This window comes from Kitasatospora sp. NPDC054768 (assembly GCF_053612025.1).
This window is the reverse complement of record NZ_JBSHBN010000085.1, coordinates 1-18433: the sequence shown is the minus strand read 5'-3', so window position 1 is coordinate 18433 and position 18433 is coordinate 1. Positions and strand designations below refer to the sequence as shown.

Here is an 18433-nt window from a genome sequence, read left to right as displayed (position 1 = left end):
CCCCGAGTTGACACCGGAATCGGACGCGGACGATCTCCCGCCCACCCCCGTCAACCCGCTTCGTGACCCCTCCGACCGACGGCTCCCGCGCATCGCGGGGCCGTCCGGTCTGGTCATCTTCGGGGTCACCGGCGACCTGTCCCGCAAGAAGCTGATGCCGGCCATCTACGACCTGGCCAACCGCGGTCTGCTGCCGCCGGGCTTCTCCCTCGTCGGCTTCGCCCGCCGCGAGTGGGACGACGAGGACTTCGCCAAGGAGGTCCACGACGCCGTCCGGGACCACGCCCGCACCCCGTTCCGGGAGGAGGTCTGGCAGCAGCTCGCCAAGGGCATGCGCTTCGTCCACGGGACCTTCGACGACGACGACGCCTTCGACAAGCTGCGCGAGACCATCGAGGAGCTGGACAAGGCCCAGGGCACCGGCGGCAACTTCGCCTTCTACCTGTCCGTCCCGCCGAAGTTCTTCCCCACCGTCGTCCAGCAGCTCAAGAAGCACGGCCTGGCCGACCCGCCCTCCTCGCCCGCCAGCGGGCAGGAGGGGACCGGCAGGACCTCGTGGCGCCGCGCGGTCATCGAGAAGCCCTTCGGCCACGACCTGGAGAGCGCGCAGGAGCTCAACAAGGTCGTCCACGAGGTCTTCCCCCGGGACGAGGTCTTCCGGATCGACCACTACCTGGGCAAGGAGACGGTCCAGAACATCCTGGCGCTGCGCTTCGCCAACCAGATGTTCGAGCCGATCTGGAACCGGTCGTACGTCGACCACGTGCAGATCACCATGGCCGAGGACATCGGCATCGGCGGCCGGGCCGGCTACTACGACGGCATCGGCTCCGCCCGTGACGTGATCCAGAACCACCTGCTCCAGCTGATGGCGCTCACCGCCATCGAGGAGCCGGCGTCCTTCCACCCCAAGGCGCTGGTGGCCGAGAAGCTCAAGGTGCTCAGCGCCGTCAAGCTCCCGGCCGACCTCGGCCGGCACACCGTGCGCGGCCAGTACGCGTCCGGCTGGCAGGGCGGCGAGGAGGTCGTCGGCTACCTGGACGAGGACGGGATCGACCCGGACTCCAAGACCGACACCTACGCGGCCATCAAGCTGGAGATCAACAACCGCCGCTGGGCGGGCGTCCCGTTCTACCTGCGGACCGGCAAGCGCCTGGGCCGCCGGGTCACCGAGATCGCGGTCGTCTTCCAGCGCGCCCCGTACCTGCCGTTCGACTCCTACGCGACCGAGGAGCTGGGGCAGAACGCCCTGGTCATCCGGGTCCAGCCGGACGAGGGCGTCACCGTGCGGTTCGGCTCCAAGGTGCCGGGCACCTCCTTCGAGGTCCGGGACGTGACGATGGACTTCGCCTACGGCGAGTCCTTCACCGAGTCCAGCCCGGAGGCGTACGAGCGGCTCATCCTCGACGTGCTGCTCGGCGACGCCAACCTGTTCCCGCGCCACCAGGAGGTCGAGCTCTCCTGGCAGATCCTCGACCCGATCGAGAAGTACTGGGACACCCACGGCAAGCCCGCCCAGTACGCGGCGGGGACCTGGGGCCCGGTCGAGGCGGACGAGATGCTCGCACGAGACGGCAGGAGCTGGCGCCGGCCATGAAGATCGACCTCACCAACACGACGTCCAGCAAGATCAACGCCGCGCTGATGGAGGCGCGCCGGGCCCGCGGTTCCGGCGCCGCCGGCATGGTGCTCACCCTGGTGATCGTGACCGACGAGGGCAGCGCCTACGACGCCCTCAAGGCCGCCAACGACGCCTCCCGCGAGCACCCGATGCGCACCCTCGCGGTGATCAAGCGCGCCGGGCGCTCGCCCCGGGCCCGCGCCGAGACCCGGCTGGACGCCGAGATCCTGGTCGGCTCGGACGCCGGCTCCGGCGAGACGGTCGTCCTGCGGATGCACGGCGAACTCGCCGCGCACGCCCAGTCGGTGGTCCTGCCGCTGCTGCTGCCGGACGCCCCGACCGTCGTCTGGTGGCCGGACAACGCGCCGCTGCACCCGGCGCAGGACCCGCTGGGCTCGATCGCCCAGCGCCGGATCACCGACGCCGTCACCGCCGAGTCCCCGGTCGGCCAGCTCGCCCAGCGCGCGCAGAGCTACACCCCGGGCGACACCGACCTGGCCTGGACCCGGGTCACCGGCTGGCGCTCGATGCTGGCCGCCGCGCTGGACCAGCGGCCGTCCACGATCGTCTCCGCGGTGGTCGAGGGCGAGTCCTACAACCCCAGCGTCGAGCTGCTCGGCCTCTGGCTGACCAACCGGCTGCACGTGCCGGTCGAGCGGGTCGTCACCAACGGCCCCGGCATCACCGCGGTGCACCTGCGCACCAAGGACGGGGACATCACCCTGGACCGCCCGGACGGCCTGCTGGGCACGCTCTCCATGCCCGGCTCGCCGGACCGCCAGGTGGCGCTCAAGCGGCGCGAGACCTCGGAGCTGATCGCCGAGGAGCTGCGCCGCCTGGACCCGGACGACATCTACGCGACGGCCGTGCGCACGCCCGTCGACCAGCTGCACGAGCCGGCCAACGCCGAGACCGCGGCGGCGGAGAGGGTCGCCCGGGAGGTCGCCGAGGACGCCGTCGAGGAGGCCGCCGAGGCCGCCGTGGCCAACCCGGACCGGGTGACCGCCGGGACGGCGGACCGGAAGCCCGCCCGGAAGGCCGCCGGCAAGCGCGCCGCCAAGGACGACGCATGACCAACGCGACCCCCCAGCTCGTCGTCCACCGGGACAAGGAGCTGATGGCCCAGGCGGCCGCGGCCCGTCTGATCACCCGGATCGTGGACGCCCAGGCCGCCCGCGGCAGCGCCTCGGTGGTGCTCACCGGCGGCCGCAACGGCAACGCCCTGCTGGCCGCGATCGCCGCCTCCCCGGCGCGCGACGCGGTCGACTGGGGCCGGCTGGACCTCTGGTGGGGCGACGAGCGCTTCCTGCCCGCCGCCGACCCGGAGCGCAACGCCGTCCAGGCCCGCGCCGAACTGCTGGACGCCGTCCCGCTCGACCCGGCGCGGGTGCACGAGATGCCCGCCTCGGACGGGGTGGACGGCTCGGACGTGGAGGCCGCCGCCGCCCGCTACGCCGAGGAGCTGGCGAAGGCGGCCGGCCCGGGCGACCGGCTCGGCGTCCCGGCCTTCGACGTGCTGCTGCTCGGCGTCGGCCCGGACACCCACGTCGCATCGCTCTTCCCCGAGCACCCGGGCGTGCGGGAGACCGAGCTGACCGTGGTCGGCGTGCGCGGGGCCCCCAAGCCCCCGCCGACCCGGGTCTCGCTCACCCTCCCGGCGATCCGCACCGCCCGCGAGGTCTGGCTGCTGGCCGCCGGGGAGGACAAGGCGGGCGCGGTCGCGCTGGCGCTGTCCGGCCCGGGCGAGCTCCAGGCGCCCGCCTCCGGGGCGTACGGCCGCAGCCGCACCCTGTGGCTGCTGGACCGCGCCGCCGCGGAGCGGATCCCGCCGCAGCTCTACCCACCGGCCTCCGCGTAGCCGGCCCGGCGACGCCGAAGGGCGCCACCGTCACTCGACGGTGGCGCCCTTCGTGCTGTTTGCCGTTGCGTTCGGACCGTTGCGCCGGACTCAGATCTCGCCGCGGAGCTTCGCCAGCGCCTCGGCCAGGATCGCCTCGCCGTCGGCGTCGGTGCGCCGCTCACGGACGTAGGCGAGGTGGGTCTTGTAGGGCTCGTTGCGCGAGGGCGCCGGCGGGTTGTGCTGGTCCTGCCCCGCGGGGAAGCCGCAGCGCGGGCAGTCCCAGGTCTCCGGGATCGCCGCTTCGGCGGCGAAGCTGGGACGGGTCTCGTGCTTGTTCGCGCACCAGAAGGAGATCCGGTTGCGCGGGGCGGACTCGCCGCGCTCCGCCTCGCCCATCGGGCCGGCCCCGACCCTGCTGCCACGGATGGCATTGCCACTTGCCACGGTCTGACTCCCTGCGTACTGGTGCGCCGACCCGCCGCGGTGCGCGTCGGTGGCGAAAGTCGTCCTAGTGTAAGCAGGTGTTAAGCATCCGCCACCATCGCCTCCGCACCCGACCGTCCCAGGATAGGCGCTCGGGCGACGGGGCGTCAGGGATACGTCAGACCGAGGTCTTCATCAGCAGGCCGAGGACGATGATGGACGCGAACCATCCCACGCCGACCACGATGGTGATGCGGTCCAGGTTGCGCTCGGCCACCGCCGAACCGCCGCCGGTGGACATCGCGCCACCGCCGAACATGTCCGACAGGCCGCCGCCCTTCCCCTTGTGCAGCAGCACCAGCAGGATCATCAGAAGACTGAAGATGATCAGGGCAATCGAGAACCCGAGAACCACGACGGGACCAACTCTCTCGTATCTTCGGCGAAGGGGCCGGGCCGCGTACGGCGGTCCGGCCCCAAAGCCTACGTTGCTGCGGCGGCGTTAGCCTACTGCCTGCTCACGGTAGCGCACGATCTTGACGAACTCGTCGGCGTCCAGCGAGGCACCGCCGACCAGGCCGCCGTCGATGTCGGGCTTGGCCATCAGACCGGCCGCGCTCGACGACTTCACCGAACCGCCGTACAGCACCCGGACCTTGCCGGCCAGCCCGGCGTCGTACAGCTCGGCGATCCGCTTGCGGATGGCGGCGCAGACCTCCTGCGCGTCCTCCGGGGTGGCCACCTCGCCGGTGCCGATCGCCCAGACCGGCTCGTAGGCGACCACGATCGACTCGGCCTGGTGGGCCGGGACGTCGGCCAGGCCGCCGTCCAGCTGGGCCAGGGTGTACTCGACGTGGGTGCCGGCCTTGCGGATCTCCAGCGGCTCGCCGACGCACAGGATCGGGGTGACCCCGGCCCGGTAGGCGGCCTTCACCTTGGCGTTGACGATCTCCTCGTTCTCGCCGTGGTACTGGCGGCGCTCGGAGTGGCCGATCACCGCGTAGGTGCACTGGAGCTTGGCCAGCATCGGGCCGGAGACCTCGCCGGTGTAGGCCCCGCCGTCGTGCTGCGAGATGTCCTGCGAGCCGTACTTGATCTTCAGCTTGTCGCCGAAGACCAGGGTCTGCACCGAGCGCAGGTCGGTGAACGGCACCAGGACGGCGACCTCGACGGCCTCGTAGTCCTTGTCGGCCAGCGCGAAGGCCAGCTTCTGGGTGTGCTGGATGGCCTCAAGGTGGTTGAGGTTCATCTTCCAGTTGCCCGCCATCAGCGGGAGACGGTCGGTCATGTGTGTCAGTCCTCCAGTGCGGCGAGACCGGGGAGGGTCTTGCCCTCCAGGTACTCGAGGCTGGCGCCGCCGCCGGTCGAAATGTGTCCAAAGGCGTTCTCGTCGAAGCCCAGGATGCGGACGGCCGCGGCGGAGTCGCCGCCGCCGACCACGGTGAACGCGTCGCTGTCGAGCAGGGCCTGCGCGACGGCCTTGGTGCCGTTCGCGTAGTCCGGGTGCTCGAAGACGCCCATCGGGCCGTTCCAGAACACCGTGCCCGCGTCGGCCAGCTTGGCCGCGTACAGCTCGCGGGTCTTCGGGCCGATGTCCAGGCCCTCCTGGTCGGCCGGGATGGCGTCGGCATCGACGGTCGTGGGGTTCGCCGGGGCCTTGGTCTTGAGGTCCGGGAACTCGGCGGAGACCAGGACGTCCGTCGGCAGCACGAACTCGACGCCCCGCTGCTCGGCCCGGGCCAGGTACTCCAGGCAGACCGGGATCTGGTCCGCCTGCAGCAGCGAGATGCCGACCTCGTGGCCCTTGGCCTTGAGGAAGGTGTACGCCATGCCGCCGCCGATCAGGATCCGGTCGGCCTTCTCCAGCAGGTTGTCGATCACGCCGAGCTTGTCGGAGACCTTGGCGCCCCCGAGCACGACGACGTACGGGCGGGCGACGTCCTCGGTGAGCTTCTTCAGCACGCCGACCTCGGTGGCGATCAGGTCGCCGGCGGCGTGCGGCAGCAGCGCCGGCAGGTCGAACACCGAGGCGTGCTTGCGGTGCACGGCGCCGAAGCCGTCGCCCACGTACAGGTCGGCCAGCGCGGCCAGCTGCTCGGCGAAGGCCTTGCGCTCGGCGTCGTCCTTGCTGGTCTCGCCCGCGTTGAAGCGCAGGTTCTCCAGCAGCGCGACCTCGCCGTTCGCCAGCGCGGCGGCGGTGGCCTCGGCACTGTCGCCGACGGTGTCGGTGGCGAAGGCGACGTCCTTGCCGAGGATCTCGCCGAGGCGCTCGGCCACCGGGGCGAGCGAGAACCGCGACTCCGGCTCGCCCTTGGGGCGGCCGAGGTGCGAGGCGACGACGACCTTCGCACCGGCCGCGGCCAGCTTGGCGATGGTCGGCGCGACGGCGCGGATGCGGCCGTCGTCGGTGATCGTGTCGCCGTCCAGCGGCACGTTCAGGTCGGCGCGCACGAAGACGCGCTTGCCTTCGACACCGGCTTCGATGAGCTCTTCGATGGTCTTCACGGGGATTCGGTTTCTCCTGGGGAGATGGTTGATGCGCAGTGAGGCGGCACGGCGCAGGGGCCGCCTGAGAAGTCCTTGAGCGCGGAACGAGGGCCCGGTCGGCACCGTACGCCGTCCGGGCCCTCGCCCCTACATCACGTCAGCTCCCGCAACGTCAGAGCTGCCCGCCGACGAGGGCGACCAGGTCGACGACGCGGTTCGAGTAGCCCCACTCGTTGTCGTACCAGCCGAGCACCTTGACCTGGTTGCCCTGGACCATGGTGAGCTGGCTGTCGAAGATGCACGAGGCCGGGTCGTTCACGATGTCCGAGGAGACGATCGGGTCCTCGGTGTAGGCCAGGATGCCCTTGAGCGGGCCCTCCTGCGCGGCCTTCTGGAAGGCGGCGTTGACCTCGTCCTTGGTGACCTCGCGCTCCAGGGTGACGACCAGGTCGGTGATGGAGCCGGTCGGGACCGGGACGCGCAGCGAGGTGCCGTCCAGCTTGCCCTTCAGCTCCGGCAGGACCAGGGCGGTCGCCTTGGCGGCGCCGGTCGAGGTCGGGATGATGTTCTGCGAGGCCGCACGAGCACGGCGCAGGTCCTTGTGCGGGAAGTCCAGGGTCACCTGGTCGTTGGTGAACGCGTGGACGGTGGTCATCAGACCCTTGACGATGCCGAAGCTCTCGTTCAGCACCTTCGCCATCGGCGCCACACAGTTGGTGGTGCAGGAGGCGTTGGAGATGATGTGGTGGTTGGCGGCGTCGTACTTCTCGTCGTTGACACCCAGGACGATGGTGACGTCCTCGTCGGTGGCGGGCGCCGAGATGATGACCTTCTTCGCGCCGGCGGCGAGGTGCTTCTTCGCGGCCTCGGCCTTGGTGAAGATGCCGGTGGACTCGACGACGATGTCGGCGCCCAGGGCGGCCCACGGAAGGTTCGCGGGGTCACGCTCGGCGGTCACCTTGAAGGTGTGGCCGTCGACGGTGATGCTGTCCTCGGTGTGCGAGACCTCGGCCTGGAGGGTACCCAGGGTGGTGTCGTACTTGAGCAGGTGAGCCAGGGTCTTCGTGTCGGTGAGGTCGTTGACACCGACGATCTCGATGTCCGCGCCCTGGGCCTTGACCGCGCGGAAGAAGTTGCGGCCGATGCGGCCGAAGCCGTTGATGCCTACCCGGATCGTCACGAACCGATCTCCTCGTTAGGTACGCCGGGCGCGAGGCCCGGCGGGATGAGATTTGGGAAGTCCCCGACCGCCTATGACCCTACCTCTCCGGGGCCTGGGACGGCACATCGCGCCGCCTGGTGAGACCGGGCGTGGCGTGCCCCAAACCCCATTTCAGGCCGTCCGGCCCTGGCCCGCCGGGCAGTTGGTCCCAGGTCAGTGGTCTCTACCAATTCAGGAGTGCCGCGGCTGTCCGGAAACGACCGCGGCCGGCGCCCGGAAGTCCGGGCACCGGCCTGTCGTGATCACGGAGCGTGAGCGTGGGCGTCAGTTCATCGCCATCTCGGTCAGTTCATCGCCATCTCGTCGGTGAGGCTGGCCTCGGTGCTCGGCAGGCCGAGCTCGGAGGCCCGCTTGTCGGCCATCGCCAGCAGGCGGCGGATCCGGCCGGCCACCGCGTCCTTGGTCAGCGGCGGGTCGGCGAGCGCGCCCAGCTCCTCCAGCGAGGCCTGCTTGTGCTGCATCCGCAGCTGGCCGGCCGCGGCCAGGTGCTCGGGCACCTCGTCGCCGAGGATCTCCAGCGCGCGGGCCACCCGGGCGCCGGCCGCCACCGCGGCGCGGGCCGAGCGGCGCAGGTTGGCGTCGTCGAAGTTGGCCAGCCGGTTGGCGGTGGCGCGCACCTCGCGCCGCATCCGGCGCTCCTCCCAGGCGAGCACCGACTCGTGCGCGCCGAGCCGGGTCAGCAGGGCGCCGATCGCGTCGCCGTCGCGGATCACCACCCGGTCGACGCCGCGCACCTCGCGGGCCTTGGCCGGGATGCCGAGCCGGCGGGCGGCGCCGACCAGGGCGAGGGCGGCCTCCGAGCCGGGGCAGGTGATCTCCAGCGAGGAGGAGCGGCCCGGCTCGGTGAGCGAGCCGTGCGCCAGGAAGGCGCCGCGCCAGGCCGCCTCGGCATCGCAGGTGGCCCCGGAGACGACCGCCGGGGGCAGGCCCCGGATCGGACGGCCGCGGCCGTCCACGAGCCCGGTCTGGCGCGCCAGCAGCTCGCCGTCCTTGACCACCCGGACCACGAAGCGGCTGCCCCGGCGCAGTCCGCCGGGGGCCATCACCACCAGGTCCGAGGAGTGCCCGAAGATCTCCAGCAGGTCCTTGCGCAGCCGCCGTGCCGCCGCTCCGGTGTCCAGCTCCGCCTCGATCACGATGCGGCCGCTCACGATGTGCAGCCCGCCCGCGAACCGCAGGATCGCCGACACCTCCGCCTTGCGACAGCAGGCCCGGGTGACCGGGAGCCGGCTGATCTCGTCCTTCACCGCTGGAGTCATCGCCATGGCCCGATCCTTCCATGTGTCCGGAAAATCCGGTCGTACGCTGCCGCCAACAGCTCGGGGTCGTGTCGCGGCGTCCCGTCGGCGCGGGCCACCGAGCCGAGCACCAGAGCCGCTCCCATCCGTTCGGCGGCCTTCTCCAGTCCGTCCAGGTCGGCCTGGCCGAAGGCCCCGCCGGTGACGGCGCGCTCGTCCACCAGGATCGCATCCACGGCGAGGTCCGGAGCGTGGTCGGCGATGACCTCCAGGTGACGCTGCGGCGTGAAGCCCTCGGTCTCCCCCGGCTGGGGGGCCAGGTTCAGGGTGAGCAGGCGGCGGGCGCGGGTCTCGGTGAGCGCCGCGGCCAGCTCGGGCACCAGCAGGTGCGGCAGCACGCTGGTGAACCAGGAGCCGGGGCCGAGCACCACCCAGTCCGCCTCCCGGACGGCGGTGACCGCCTCCGGGACGGCGGGCGGCTCGTCCGGCAGCAGCCGGATCGACTGCACGGTGCCCGGGGTCACCGCGACGTCGGCCTGGCCGCGCACGGCCGTGACCTCGCCGGGCCGCAGCGGGTCGTGACCGCGGACGGTCGCCTCGATGTCCAGCGGCACCGCCGACATCGGCAGCACCCGGCCCTGCACGTTGAGCAGCCGGCCGACCCAGTCCAGTGCCGCCACCGGGTCGCCCAGCTTCTCCCAGAGCGCGACGATCAGCAGGTTGCCCACCGCGTGGCCGCCGAGCTCGCCGTTGCCGGTGAAGCGCTGCTGGATCACCTCGGACCAGGTGCGGCCCCAGTCGTCGTCCCCGCACAGCGCGGCCAGCGCCTTGCGCAGGTCGCCCGGGGGCAGCACACCCAGCTCCTCGCGCAGCCGGCCGCTGGAGCCGCCGTCGTCGGCGACGGTGACCACGGCGGTGAGGTCGCTGGTGAGCCGGCGCAGCGCCGACAGCGAGGCCGACAGACCCTGCCCGCCGCCGAGCGCGGTGATCCTGGGCGCCGGATTGGCGCGGGCGGGACTGCTGCGCGGACGGCCCGGCGCCGTGGGCCGGGCCGGGCTGCCCGCCCGGTCACCGGTCCTGCTCTGCGGCTGTCGCCCGGGCACGTATCCCGCCACACTCACCTCGCGTTCCTCGGCCCGCCGACCGCTCCGCCGGCGGGCCCGGCAGGGAGGCGGCGGTTACTCCCGTCCCATGTCACGGTGGACGAGCACCGTCTCGACTCCGTCGGCGATGAGACGCTTGGTCAGACGCTCGGACATGGCGACGCTGCGGTGCTTGCCACCGGTGCAGCCTACGGCAAGCGTCATGTAGCGCTTCCCCTCGCGGCGGTATCCCTCGGTGATGATGCGCAGGAGCTGGGCGTAACCGTCCAGGAACTCGTTGGCTCCGGGCTGCTGGAAGACGTAGTCGGCGACGTCCGCGTCGGTGCCGGTGCGGGCCCGCAGTTCGGGCACCCAGTGCGGGTTGGGCAGGAAGCGGCAGTCCACCACGAGGTCGGCGTCGACCGGCAGGCCGTACTTGAATCCGAAGGACATCACGGTGGCGCGCAGCTCGGGCTCGTCGTGGTCGGCGAACTGGGCGTCCAGCTTGGCGCGCAGCTGGTGCACGTTGAGGTTGGAGGTGTCGATCACCAGGTCGGCCTCGCCGCGCAGGTCGCGCAGCAGGTCGCGCTCCTGGGCGATGCCGTCCACGATCCGGCCGTCGGCCTGCAACGGGTGCGGGCGGCGGACGCTCTCGAAGCGGCGCACCAGCGCCTCGTCGGAGGAGTCCAGGAAGACGACCCGGAGCCGGACCCCGCGCTTCTCCAGCTCGTCCAGCGAGGTGAGCAGGTCGTCGAAGAACTGCCGGCCGCGGACGTCCACGACCACGCCGATCCTGGCGACGTTGCCCTGGGAGCGCGCGCCCAGGTCGACCATGGTCGGAATCAGGGCCGGCGGCAGGTTGTCCACCACGAACCAGCCGAGGTCCTCCAGGCACTTGGCCGCGGTGGAGCGGCCGGCTCCGGACATCCCGGAGATGATCACCAGCTCCGGCGCGTTCTCGGCCACGTCTGACACGGTCACTTCGGTTCCCCGCTCTCGGTCTTTCTGCTGGGGAGAACGCGTACGGCTCGGCCGCCCTTCCCCGGCCCGGGCAGGCGGGCGGGGCCGGGGCACACCGGCTGACGGGCGGCGTCGGCCGTCATGGCGTCTCCTGGGATGGTGCGGTCTGGGGTGCTGCTGCCACCGGCTCGGCGGCCTGCTCGGCCCCGTCCTCGATGATCTCGCCGGTCGCGGTGTTGACCGCGGGTGCGACGGGTGTACGGGACGACAACGCCTCCGCAACAGTCTGCGCGGTGCGGCGTCCGATGCCGGGTACCTCGCAGAGCTCGTCCACGGTGGCGGCCCGGAGCTTCTTCAGCGAGCCGAAGTGCTTGAGCAGCGCCCGGCGGCGAGTCTCGCCGAGGCCCGGGACGGAGTCCAGTTCCCCGGCGGTGAGTCGCTTGGAACGCTTGTTGCGCTGATAGCTGATCGCGAAGCGGTGCGCCTCGTCGCGGACCCGCTGGAGCAGGTAGAGGCCCTCGCTGGAGCGGGGCAGCACCACCGGGTCGTCCTCGCCGGGCAGCCAGACCTCCTCCAGGCGCTTGGCCAGGCCGCACAGCGCGACGTCGTCGATGCCGAGCTCGTCCAGGGCGCGCTTGGCGGCGGCGACCTGCGGCTGCCCGCCGTCGACGACCAGCAGCTGCGGCGGGTAGGCGAAGCGCTTGGGGCGGCCGTCCTCGTCCCGGGTGCCGCCGGTGCCGGTGTCCGGGTCGGTGCCGCCGCCCGGGTCGGTGCCGGTGTCGTCCTCCTCCGGGACGGCCCACTCGCCGGTCTGCTCGCGCTCCTGGAGGTAGCGGCGGAAGCGCCGGCCGATCACCTCGTGCATCGAGCGGACGTCGTCCTGGCCCTCGAAGCCCTTGATCTGGAACCGGCGGTACTCGCTCTTGCGGGCCAGGCCGTCCTCGAAGACGACCATGGAGGCGACCACGTCCTCGCCCTGGAGGTGGGAGATGTCGTAGCACTCGATGCGCAGCGGGACGGAGTCCAGCTCCAGCGCGTCGGCGATCTCCTGGAGGGCGCGGCTGCGGGTGGTGAGGTCGGAGGCGCGCTTGGTCTTGTGCAGTGCGAGCGCCTGCTGGGCGTTGCGCTGCACGGTGGCCATCAGGTCCTTCTTGTCGCCGCGCTGGGGGACGCGCAGGTCGACCTGGCTGCCGCGCAGGCCGCTCAGCCACTCGCGGACCGGCTCCGCCGGGGCGGGCAGGGCGGGGACGAGCACCTCGCGGGGGACGGACTCGCCGCCGCCGTAGAGCTGCTGGAGGGCGTGCTCGACCAGGCCGGCGGTGTCGACGTCCTCGACCTTGTCGGTGACCCAGCCGCGCTGGCCGCGCACCCGGCCGCCGCGGACGTGGAAGATCTGCACGGCGGCTTCGAGCTCGTCCTCGGCGAGGGCCAGCAGGTCGGCGTCGGTGGCGTCGGCGAGCACGATGGCGTTCTTCTCCATCGCGCGCTTGAGGGCGCCGATGTCGTCCCGCAGCCGGGCCGCCTTCTCGTACTCCAGTTCCTCGGCGGCCTCCTGCATCTGTTCTTCCAGCCGGCGCAGGTAGTTGCCGGTGCGCCCGGCCATGAAGTCGCAGAAGTCCTCGGCCAGCGCGCGGTGTTCGTCCGCCGAGACCTTGCCGACGCAGGGCGCGGCGCACTTGCCGATGTAGCCGAGCAGGCAGGGCCGGCCGACCTGGCGGGCGCGCTTGAAGACGCCGTTGGAGCAGGTGCGGACGGGGAAGACGCGCAGCAGCAGGTCGACCGTCTCGCGGATCGCCCAGGCGTGCCCGTACGGGCCGAAGTAGCGCACGCCCTTCTTGTGCGCCCCGCGCATCACCTGGACCCGCGGGTACTCCTCGTCGAGGGTGACGGCGAGTTCCGGATAGCTCTTGTCGTCGCGGTACTTGACGTTGAACCGCGGGTCGAACTCCTTGATCCAGGAGTACTCCAGCTGGAGCGCCTCGACCTCGGTCCCGACCACGGTCCACTCCACCGAGGCGGCGGTGGTGACCATCGTCGCGGTGCGCGGGTGCAGACCGGCCAGGTCCTGGAAGTAGGACGACAGGCGCGGCCGCAGGCTCTTGGCCTTCCCGACGTAGATGACCCGGCCGTGGGCGTCGCGGAACCGGTAGACGCCGGGGGAGGTCGGGATCGCACCGGGCGCGGGGCGGTAGGTGCTCGGGTCAGCCATGGGTCCACCGTACCGAGTGGGGCCGGGGCCGCGGGGCGGAGATCGTCGGGGAGGACCGTGGCGGTCGGAAGGCGGTCAACTGGGTCAGCTCGGGGTCACCTTGAGGTTGCCGCCCTCGACCGTGACGGTGTAGGCGGGCAGCGGGGAGGGGGCCGGTCCGTCCTGCACGGCGCCGTCGGCGATGGCGAAGCGGCTGCCGTGGCAGGGGCACTGGATCTGGTTGTTCTTCACCTGGTCCACGAGGCAGCCGGCGTGGGTGCACCGGGCGTTGAACGCCTTGTACTGGCCCGCGGTGGGCTGGGTCACCACGATCTTCTGCTCGCGGTAGACCTTGCCGCCGCCCTCCGGCACGGCCGAGGCCGGGCCGAGGTCGACCGGGCCCTTGGGGGCGCTGTTGCCGGAGGAGGCGGAGGAGCTGCACCCGGTGACCGCCACGGTGCCGCCGGCCGCCAGGACGGCCGCGGCCCCGCAGAGCAGGGTGCGGCGGGAGGCGGTGGGGCTGGTCTCGGGGGCCTCGGACATCGGTGTGCTCCTACGGTTGCTGCTGCGGCGAGGGACCACGGAATTCTATGCCGCGCCACCCCGCCGCTCCCGGGCCACCCGGACGGTGCGGGCGGCGGGGAGCGGCGGGGTGGACGGACGGGGCTACTTCTTCGCGGCGGCCGCGCGCTTGCGCGGCGCCCTCTTCGCCGGGGCGGCGACCGGGGCGTCCGCGAAGTCGGCCGGCAGGATGTCCCGCAGGAACTTGCCGGTGTGGCTCTCCGGGACGGCGGCGATCTGCTCCGGGGTGCCCTCGGCGACCACCGTGCCGCCGCCGGAGCCGCCCTCGGGGCCCATGTCGACGACCCAGTCGGCGGTCTTGATCACGTCGAGGTTGTGCTCGATGACGATCACCGTGTTGCCCTTGTCCACCAGCCCGCTGAGCACCTTGATCAGCTTGCTGATGTCCTCGAAGTGCAGGCCGGTGGTGGGCTCGTCCAGCACGTAGACCGTCCGCCCGGTGGAGCGCTTCTGGAGCTCCGAGGCGAGCTTGACGCGCTGCGCCTCACCGCCGGAGAGGGTGGGCGCGGACTGGCCGAGCCGGACGTAGCCGAGGCCGACGTCGTTGAGCGTGCGCAGGTGCCGGGCGATCGCCGGGACGGCCTCGAAGAAGTCCAGGGCCTCCTCGATCGGCATGTCCAGCACCTCGGCGATGGACCTGCCCTTGTAGTGGACCTCCAGCGTCTCCCGGTTGTACCGGGCGCCGTGGCAGACCTCGCACGGCACGTAGACGTCCGGCAGGAAGTTCATCTCGATCTTGATGGTGCCGTCGCCCGAGCAGTTCTCGCAGCGGCCGCCCTTGACGTTGAAGGAGAACCGGCCGGGCAGGTAGCCGCGGACCTTCGCCTCCTGCGTCTCCGCGAAGAGCCGGCGGACGTGGTCGAACACGCCGGTGTAGGTGGCCGGGTTGGAGCGCGGGGTGCGGCCGATCGGCGACTGGTCGACGTGCACCACCTTGTCCACCTGGTCGGTGCCGGTGATCCGGGTGTGCCGGCCGGGCACGCTGCGGGCGCCGTTCAGCTCCCGCGCGAGGTGGGTGTACAGGATGTCGTTGACCAGCGTCGACTTGCCGGAGCCGGAGACGCCGGTGATCGCGGTGAAGGTGCCCAGCGGGAAGCCGACCGTGACGTCCTTGAGGTTGTGCTCGCGGGCGCCGTGGACGGTCAGCTGGCGCTTCTTGTCCCGCTCGCGGCGGGAGGCCGGGATCGGGATGGACCGCTTGCCGGAGAGGTACTGGCCGGTCAGCGACTCCTTGTTGGTGAGCAGCTGCTTCAGCGAGCCGGAGTGCACCACCTTGCCGCCGTGCTCGCCGGCGCCCGGGCCGATGTCGACCACCCAGTCCGCGGTCTTGATGGTGTCCTCGTCGTGCTCGACGACGATCAGGGTGTTGCCGATGTCGCGCAGCCGCACCAGCGTCTCGATCAGCCGGTGGTTGTCCCGCTGGTGCAGGCCGATGGACGGCTCGTCCAGCACGTACAGCACGCCGACCAGGCCGGAGCCGATCTGGGTGGCCAGCCGGATGCGCTGGGCCTCGCCGCCGGACAGGGTGCCGGCCGCGCGGTCGAGCGAGAGGTAGTCCAGGCCGACGTCGACCAGGAAGCGCAGCCGCTCGTTGACCTCCTTGAGGACCCGCTCGGCGATCTGCTTGTCCCGGGCGTTCAGCTTCATCGCGCCCAGGAACTCGGAGCAGTCGCTGATCGACATCGAGGAGACGTCGGCGATCGACCTGCCCTCGACGGTGACCGCGAGCACCACCGGCTTGAGCCGGGTTCCCCGGCAGGTCGGGCAGGGCACCTCGCGCATGTAGCCCTCGAAGCGCTCGCGGCTGCTGTCGCTCTCCGCCTCGGTGTGCCGGCGCTGGATGAACGGGATCGCGCCCTCGAAGCCGGTGCTGTACGAGCGCTCCCGGCCGAAGCGGTTGCGGTAGCGGACCTCCACCTGGTGCTTGTGCCCGTACAGCAGCGCCTTCCTGGCCCGGGCGGGCAGCCCGGCCCAGGGGATGTCGGTGCGGAAGCCGAGCTCCCCGGCGAGCGCGTCGATCAGGCGCTGGAAGTACTCCTTGGCGTGCCCGGCCGACCACGGGTGGATCGCGCCCTCGTCCAGCGAGCGCTCGACGTCGGGCACGACCAGCTCCGGGTCGACCTCCATCCGGTTGCCCAGGCCCGAGCAGTCCGGGCAGGCGCCGAACGGCGAGTTGAAGGAGAACGAGCGCGGCTCCAGCTCCTCGAACGACACGTCGTCGTACGGGCAGTAGAGGTGCTCGGAGTACATCCGCTCGCGCTCCGGGTCGTCCTCGGGGAGGTCGACGAAGTCGAGCACGACCATGCCGCCGGACAGGCGCAGGGCCGTCTCCACCGAGTCGGTGAGCCGCCGCTTGGCGCTGTCCTTGACGGTCAGGCGGTCGATCACCACCTCGATGGTGTGCTTCTCCTGCTTCTTGAGCTTCGGCGGCTCGGCGAGCTGGATCGTCCCGCCGTCGACGCGGGCGCGGGAGTAGCCCTTGGACTGGAGGTCGGCGAAGAGGTCGACGAACTCGCCCTTGCGCTCGCGCACCACCGGGCTCAGCACCTGGAAGCGGGTGCCCTCGGCGAGCTCCAGCACCTTGTCCACGATCGCCTGCGGCGACTGCTTGGCGATCGGCCGGCCGCAGTGCGGACAGTGCGGCTTGCCGATCCGGGCGAACAGCAGGCGCAGGTAGTCGTAGACCTCGGTGATGGTGCCGACGGTCGAACGGGGGTTGCGGTTGGTGGACTTCTGGTCGATCGAGACGGCCGGGGAGAGGCCCTCGATGAAGTCCACGTCGGGCTTGTCCATCTGCCCGAGGAACTGGCGGGCGTAGGAGGACAGCGACTCCACGTAGCGGCGCTGGCCCTCGGCGAAGATCGTGTCGAAGGCGAGCGAGGACTTGCCGGAGCCGGAGAGGCCCGTGAAGACGATGAGGGAGTCGCGGGGCAGGTCGAGCGAGACGTTCTTGAGGTTGTGCTCGCGAGCACCGCGGACGATGAGGCGGTCGGCCACTGCTTCTGGCGCCTTTCTCCGGGGCGAGAGGGCTTGCGGTGAGTATCGGTACTTCTTCCAGGATGCGGCAGCCAGCCTATAGCTCAGACGTTCGAATATCGACTCTGTCCAGCGGAGACCACCCGAACGAGTGAGGGCCACCCCGGGACCGTCCGTACCCGCACGGCGCGCATAGCCGAAAACCCCCTGCTCAGGGCGCGGATCCGGCGGTAGCGTCACCTGGTCAACGAGCGAAGCCCCCGCGGGCAACGCACCCTCTCGTCACAGAAGGCAGATTCGATGACCGACCCGCAGCCGACCGACCCGCAGTCCGCCGCCGCGTCCGCCGCCCGGCACCTGGCCCGGGTCGAGGAGAGCACCCGGCACCTGCTGCACACCGCGGCCGAGCTGAAGCCCGAGGCCCTCGCCGAGCCCTCCGCGCTGCCCGGCTGGACCCGCGGCCACGTGCTGGCCCACCTCGCCCGCAACGCCGACTCCCTGGTCAACCTGCTGACCGGCGCCCGCACCGGCACCGACATCCCCCAGTACGCCGGCAACGAGGCCCGCGACCAGGACATCGAGCGCGACGCGCCGCGCCCGCTGGAGGTCCAGCTCGCCGACCTTCGGGAGTCCCACGAGCGCTTCCTCGCCGCCGCCGCGCTGATGGACCCCGAGGCCTGGGCCGTCGGGGTCAGGCACCGCTCCGGCTACGTCTTCCCGGCCTTCGACATCCCGGGCAAGCGCGTGGTCGAGCTGGAGTTCCACCACGTCGACCTGGACGGCGGCTACACCCCGGCGCACTGGCCGCAGGAGTTCGCGGTCACCCGGTTCCGCGGGCTCGCCGAGGGGCTGGCCGGGGAGGCCGGCCTGCCCCCCGTGGAGCTGGTCGCCGACGACACCGAGGACCGCGCCGTGATCGGCACCGGCACCCCGGCCCTGACCGTCGAGGGCCCGGTCCGCGCGCTGACCGCGTGGCTCTCCGGCCGCTCCACCGGCGACGGCCTGCGCCACGCCCCCGGCACCACCCTCCCCCGGCTTCCCCCGATGGGCTGACGGCGCGAGGATGATCCCAGGAGCCACTGGAGAGGGAGCGAACGGATGACGTACCACGGAGCGGTCAAGGTCGGCGGAGCGCCGGACGTGCGGGAACTGGCCCACCTGATCATCACCAAGGTCGCCGTCGGCCCGTACGACAACAACGCCTACCTGCTGCGCTGCCGGGCCACCGACGAACAGCTCCTGATCGACGCGGCCGCCGACGCGCCGGTGCTGCTGGAGACCGTCGGGGACGACCTCGAAACGGTGGTCACCACCCACCGGCACCACGACCACTGGGGCGCGCTGGCCGAGGTGGTCGCCACCACCGGCGCCCGGACGGCCGCCGGCGAGCACGACGCCGAGGGCATCGACGTCCCCACCGAGCTGCTGCTCGCGGACGGTGCCGGGCTGCGGGTCGGCGAGGTCGAGCTCACCGTCCGCCACCTGGTCGGCCACACCCCCGGCGCGATCGTGCTGGTCTACGACGACCCCCAGGGCCACCCGCACGTCTTCACCGGCGACTGCCTCTTCCCCGGCGGTGTGGGCAACACCTGGGGCGACCCGGAGGCCTTCCGGACGCTCTACCGCGACGTCACCGAGAAGATCTTCGACGTCCTCCCCGACGAGTCCTGGGTCTACCCCGGCCACGGCGACGACACCACCCTGGGGGCCGAGCGCCCGCACCTCGACGAGTGGCGCGAGCGCGGCTGGTAGCCCCGCCCCGCCCCCGCCGAACGGCCGAGGCCCCCCCCCCCCGCAACCGACGCCGGGGGCAC

The 18433-nt window shown here is 71.9% G+C and carries 16 protein-coding genes; 5 read left to right on the top strand and 11 right to left on the bottom strand.

Annotated features, from left to right (window positions below):
* The first annotated feature begins 7 nt into the window (after window positions 1-7).
* Genes zwf through pgl form a run of 3 tightly spaced genes read left to right on the top strand, consistent with a single transcriptional unit; the run spans window position 8 to window position 3479 of the window.
* The gene (gene zwf / locus ACWGKU_RS23885) at window positions 8-1597 is read left to right on the top strand and encodes a glucose-6-phosphate dehydrogenase (protein ID WP_401050009.1); all 1590 of its coding nucleotides are present in this window, start codon (window positions 8-10) and stop codon (window positions 1595-1597) included.
* Window positions 1594-2694, top strand: a complete 1101-nt coding sequence (opcA, locus tag ACWGKU_RS23880; RefSeq protein WP_380548955.1) for a glucose-6-phosphate dehydrogenase assembly protein OpcA — start codon at window positions 1594-1596, stop codon at window positions 2692-2694. The genes zwf and opcA overlap by 4 nt, the downstream gene beginning before the upstream one ends.
* Window positions 2691-3479: a 6-phosphogluconolactonase gene (pgl, locus tag ACWGKU_RS23875; RefSeq protein WP_049649616.1), complete on the top strand. Its 789-nt coding sequence runs from the start codon at window positions 2691-2693 to the stop codon at window positions 3477-3479. Before opcA ends, pgl begins: the two co-directional genes overlap by 4 nt.
* 90 nt (window positions 3480-3569) lie before the next feature.
* Here pgl and ACWGKU_RS23870 read toward each other — a convergent pair whose 3' ends face one another.
* The 11 genes from ACWGKU_RS23870 to uvrA all read right to left on the bottom strand — a co-directional run bounded on the left by ACWGKU_RS23870 (window position 3570) and on the right by uvrA (window position 16640).
* Window positions 3570-3857 (bottom strand): RNA polymerase-binding protein RbpA, encoded by a 288-nt coding sequence (locus ACWGKU_RS23870; protein WP_223245297.1) that lies wholly within the window; start codon window positions 3855-3857, stop codon window positions 3570-3572.
* Between the two features lie 205 nt (window positions 3858-4062).
* Entirely contained in the window at window positions 4063-4299 is a 237-nt protein-coding gene (gene secG, locus ACWGKU_RS23865; RefSeq protein ID WP_359817184.1) for a preprotein translocase subunit SecG, read from the bottom strand.
* An 87-nt stretch (window positions 4300-4386) separates the two neighbouring features.
* The gene (gene tpiA, locus ACWGKU_RS23860; protein WP_452178278.1) at window positions 4387-5172 is read right to left on the bottom strand and encodes a triose-phosphate isomerase; all 786 of its coding nucleotides are present in this window, start codon (window positions 5170-5172) and stop codon (window positions 4387-4389) included.
* A 5-nt stretch (window positions 5173-5177) separates the two neighbouring features.
* Window positions 5178-6389, bottom strand: coding sequence for a phosphoglycerate kinase (locus ACWGKU_RS23855; protein WP_401051099.1), 1212 nt, complete (start codon window positions 6387-6389; stop codon window positions 5178-5180).
* 154 nt (window positions 6390-6543) lie between these two features.
* Complete coding sequence (gene gap / locus ACWGKU_RS23850; protein WP_359912922.1) at window positions 6544-7551, bottom strand: type I glyceraldehyde-3-phosphate dehydrogenase; 1008 nt, start codon at window positions 7549-7551, stop codon at window positions 6544-6546.
* 326 nt (window positions 7552-7877) lie between these two features.
* Complete coding sequence (gene whiA / locus ACWGKU_RS23845) at window positions 7878-8858, bottom strand: DNA-binding protein WhiA (RefSeq protein ID WP_049649611.1); 981 nt, start codon at window positions 8856-8858, stop codon at window positions 7878-7880.
* A complete protein-coding gene (locus tag ACWGKU_RS23840) occupies window positions 8849-9946 on the bottom strand; it encodes a gluconeogenesis factor YvcK family protein (protein WP_380548970.1) in 1098 nt (365 codons plus the stop codon). The genes whiA and ACWGKU_RS23840 overlap by 10 nt, the downstream gene beginning before the upstream one ends.
* A 63-nt stretch (window positions 9947-10009) precedes the next feature.
* Window positions 10010-10894, bottom strand: a complete 885-nt coding sequence (gene rapZ, locus ACWGKU_RS23835; RefSeq protein ID WP_359912919.1) for an RNase adapter RapZ — start codon at window positions 10892-10894, stop codon at window positions 10010-10012.
* Between the two features lie 118 nt (window positions 10895-11012).
* Entirely contained in the window at window positions 11013-13082 is a 2070-nt protein-coding gene (gene uvrC, locus ACWGKU_RS23830) for an excinuclease ABC subunit UvrC (protein ID WP_401047232.1), read from the bottom strand.
* Window positions 13083-13166: 84 nt separating this feature from the next.
* Window positions 13167-13604 (bottom strand): Rieske (2Fe-2S) protein, encoded by a 438-nt coding sequence (locus ACWGKU_RS23825; RefSeq protein ID WP_380548964.1) that lies wholly within the window; start codon window positions 13602-13604, stop codon window positions 13167-13169.
* Window positions 13605-13727: 123 nt separating this feature from the next.
* Window positions 13728-16640: an excinuclease ABC subunit UvrA gene (gene uvrA, locus ACWGKU_RS23820; protein ID WP_452178279.1), complete on the bottom strand. Its 2913-nt coding sequence runs from the start codon at window positions 16638-16640 to the stop codon at window positions 13728-13730.
* Window positions 16641-16919: 279 nt separating this feature from the next.
* On the opposite strand from uvrA, the gene ACWGKU_RS23815 reads away from it, so the two are divergent.
* Both ACWGKU_RS23815 and ACWGKU_RS23810 read left to right on the top strand, forming a co-directional pair.
* Window positions 16920-17672, top strand: a complete 753-nt coding sequence (locus ACWGKU_RS23815; RefSeq protein WP_401047237.1) for a maleylpyruvate isomerase family mycothiol-dependent enzyme — start codon at window positions 16920-16922, stop codon at window positions 17670-17672.
* Window positions 17673-17717: 45 nt separating this feature from the next.
* Complete coding sequence (locus tag ACWGKU_RS23810; RefSeq protein WP_452178280.1) at window positions 17718-18371, top strand: MBL fold metallo-hydrolase; 654 nt, start codon at window positions 17718-17720, stop codon at window positions 18369-18371.
* Window positions 18372-18433: the final 62 nt, after the last annotated feature.

Coding starts and splice junctions, on each gene's coding strand:
- ACWGKU_RS23870 (WP_223245297.1), bottom strand. CDS start 3,857: ATGGGCGAGGCGGAGCGCGGCGAGTCCGCCCCGCGCAACCGGATCTCC.
- opcA (WP_380548955.1), top strand. CDS start 1,594: ATGAAGATCGACCTCACCAACACGACGTCCAGCAAGATCAACGCCGCG.
- whiA (WP_049649611.1), bottom strand. CDS start 8,858: ATGGCGATGACTCCAGCGGTGAAGGACGAGATCAGCCGGCTCCCGGTC.
- ACWGKU_RS23810 (WP_452178280.1), top strand. CDS start 17,718: ATGACGTACCACGGAGCGGTCAAGGTCGGCGGAGCGCCGGACGTGCGG.
- ACWGKU_RS23815 (WP_401047237.1), top strand. CDS start 16,920: ATGACCGACCCGCAGCCGACCGACCCGCAGTCCGCCGCCGCGTCCGCC.
- ACWGKU_RS23825 (WP_380548964.1), bottom strand. CDS start 13,604: ATGTCCGAGGCCCCCGAGACCAGCCCCACCGCCTCCCGCCGCACCCTG.
- uvrC (WP_401047232.1), bottom strand. CDS start 13,082: ATGGCTGACCCGAGCACCTACCGCCCCGCGCCCGGTGCGATCCCGACC.
- pgl (WP_049649616.1), top strand. CDS start 2,691: ATGACCAACGCGACCCCCCAGCTCGTCGTCCACCGGGACAAGGAGCTG.
- tpiA (WP_452178278.1), bottom strand. CDS start 5,172: ATGACCGACCGTCTCCCGCTGATGGCGGGCAACTGGAAGATGAACCTC.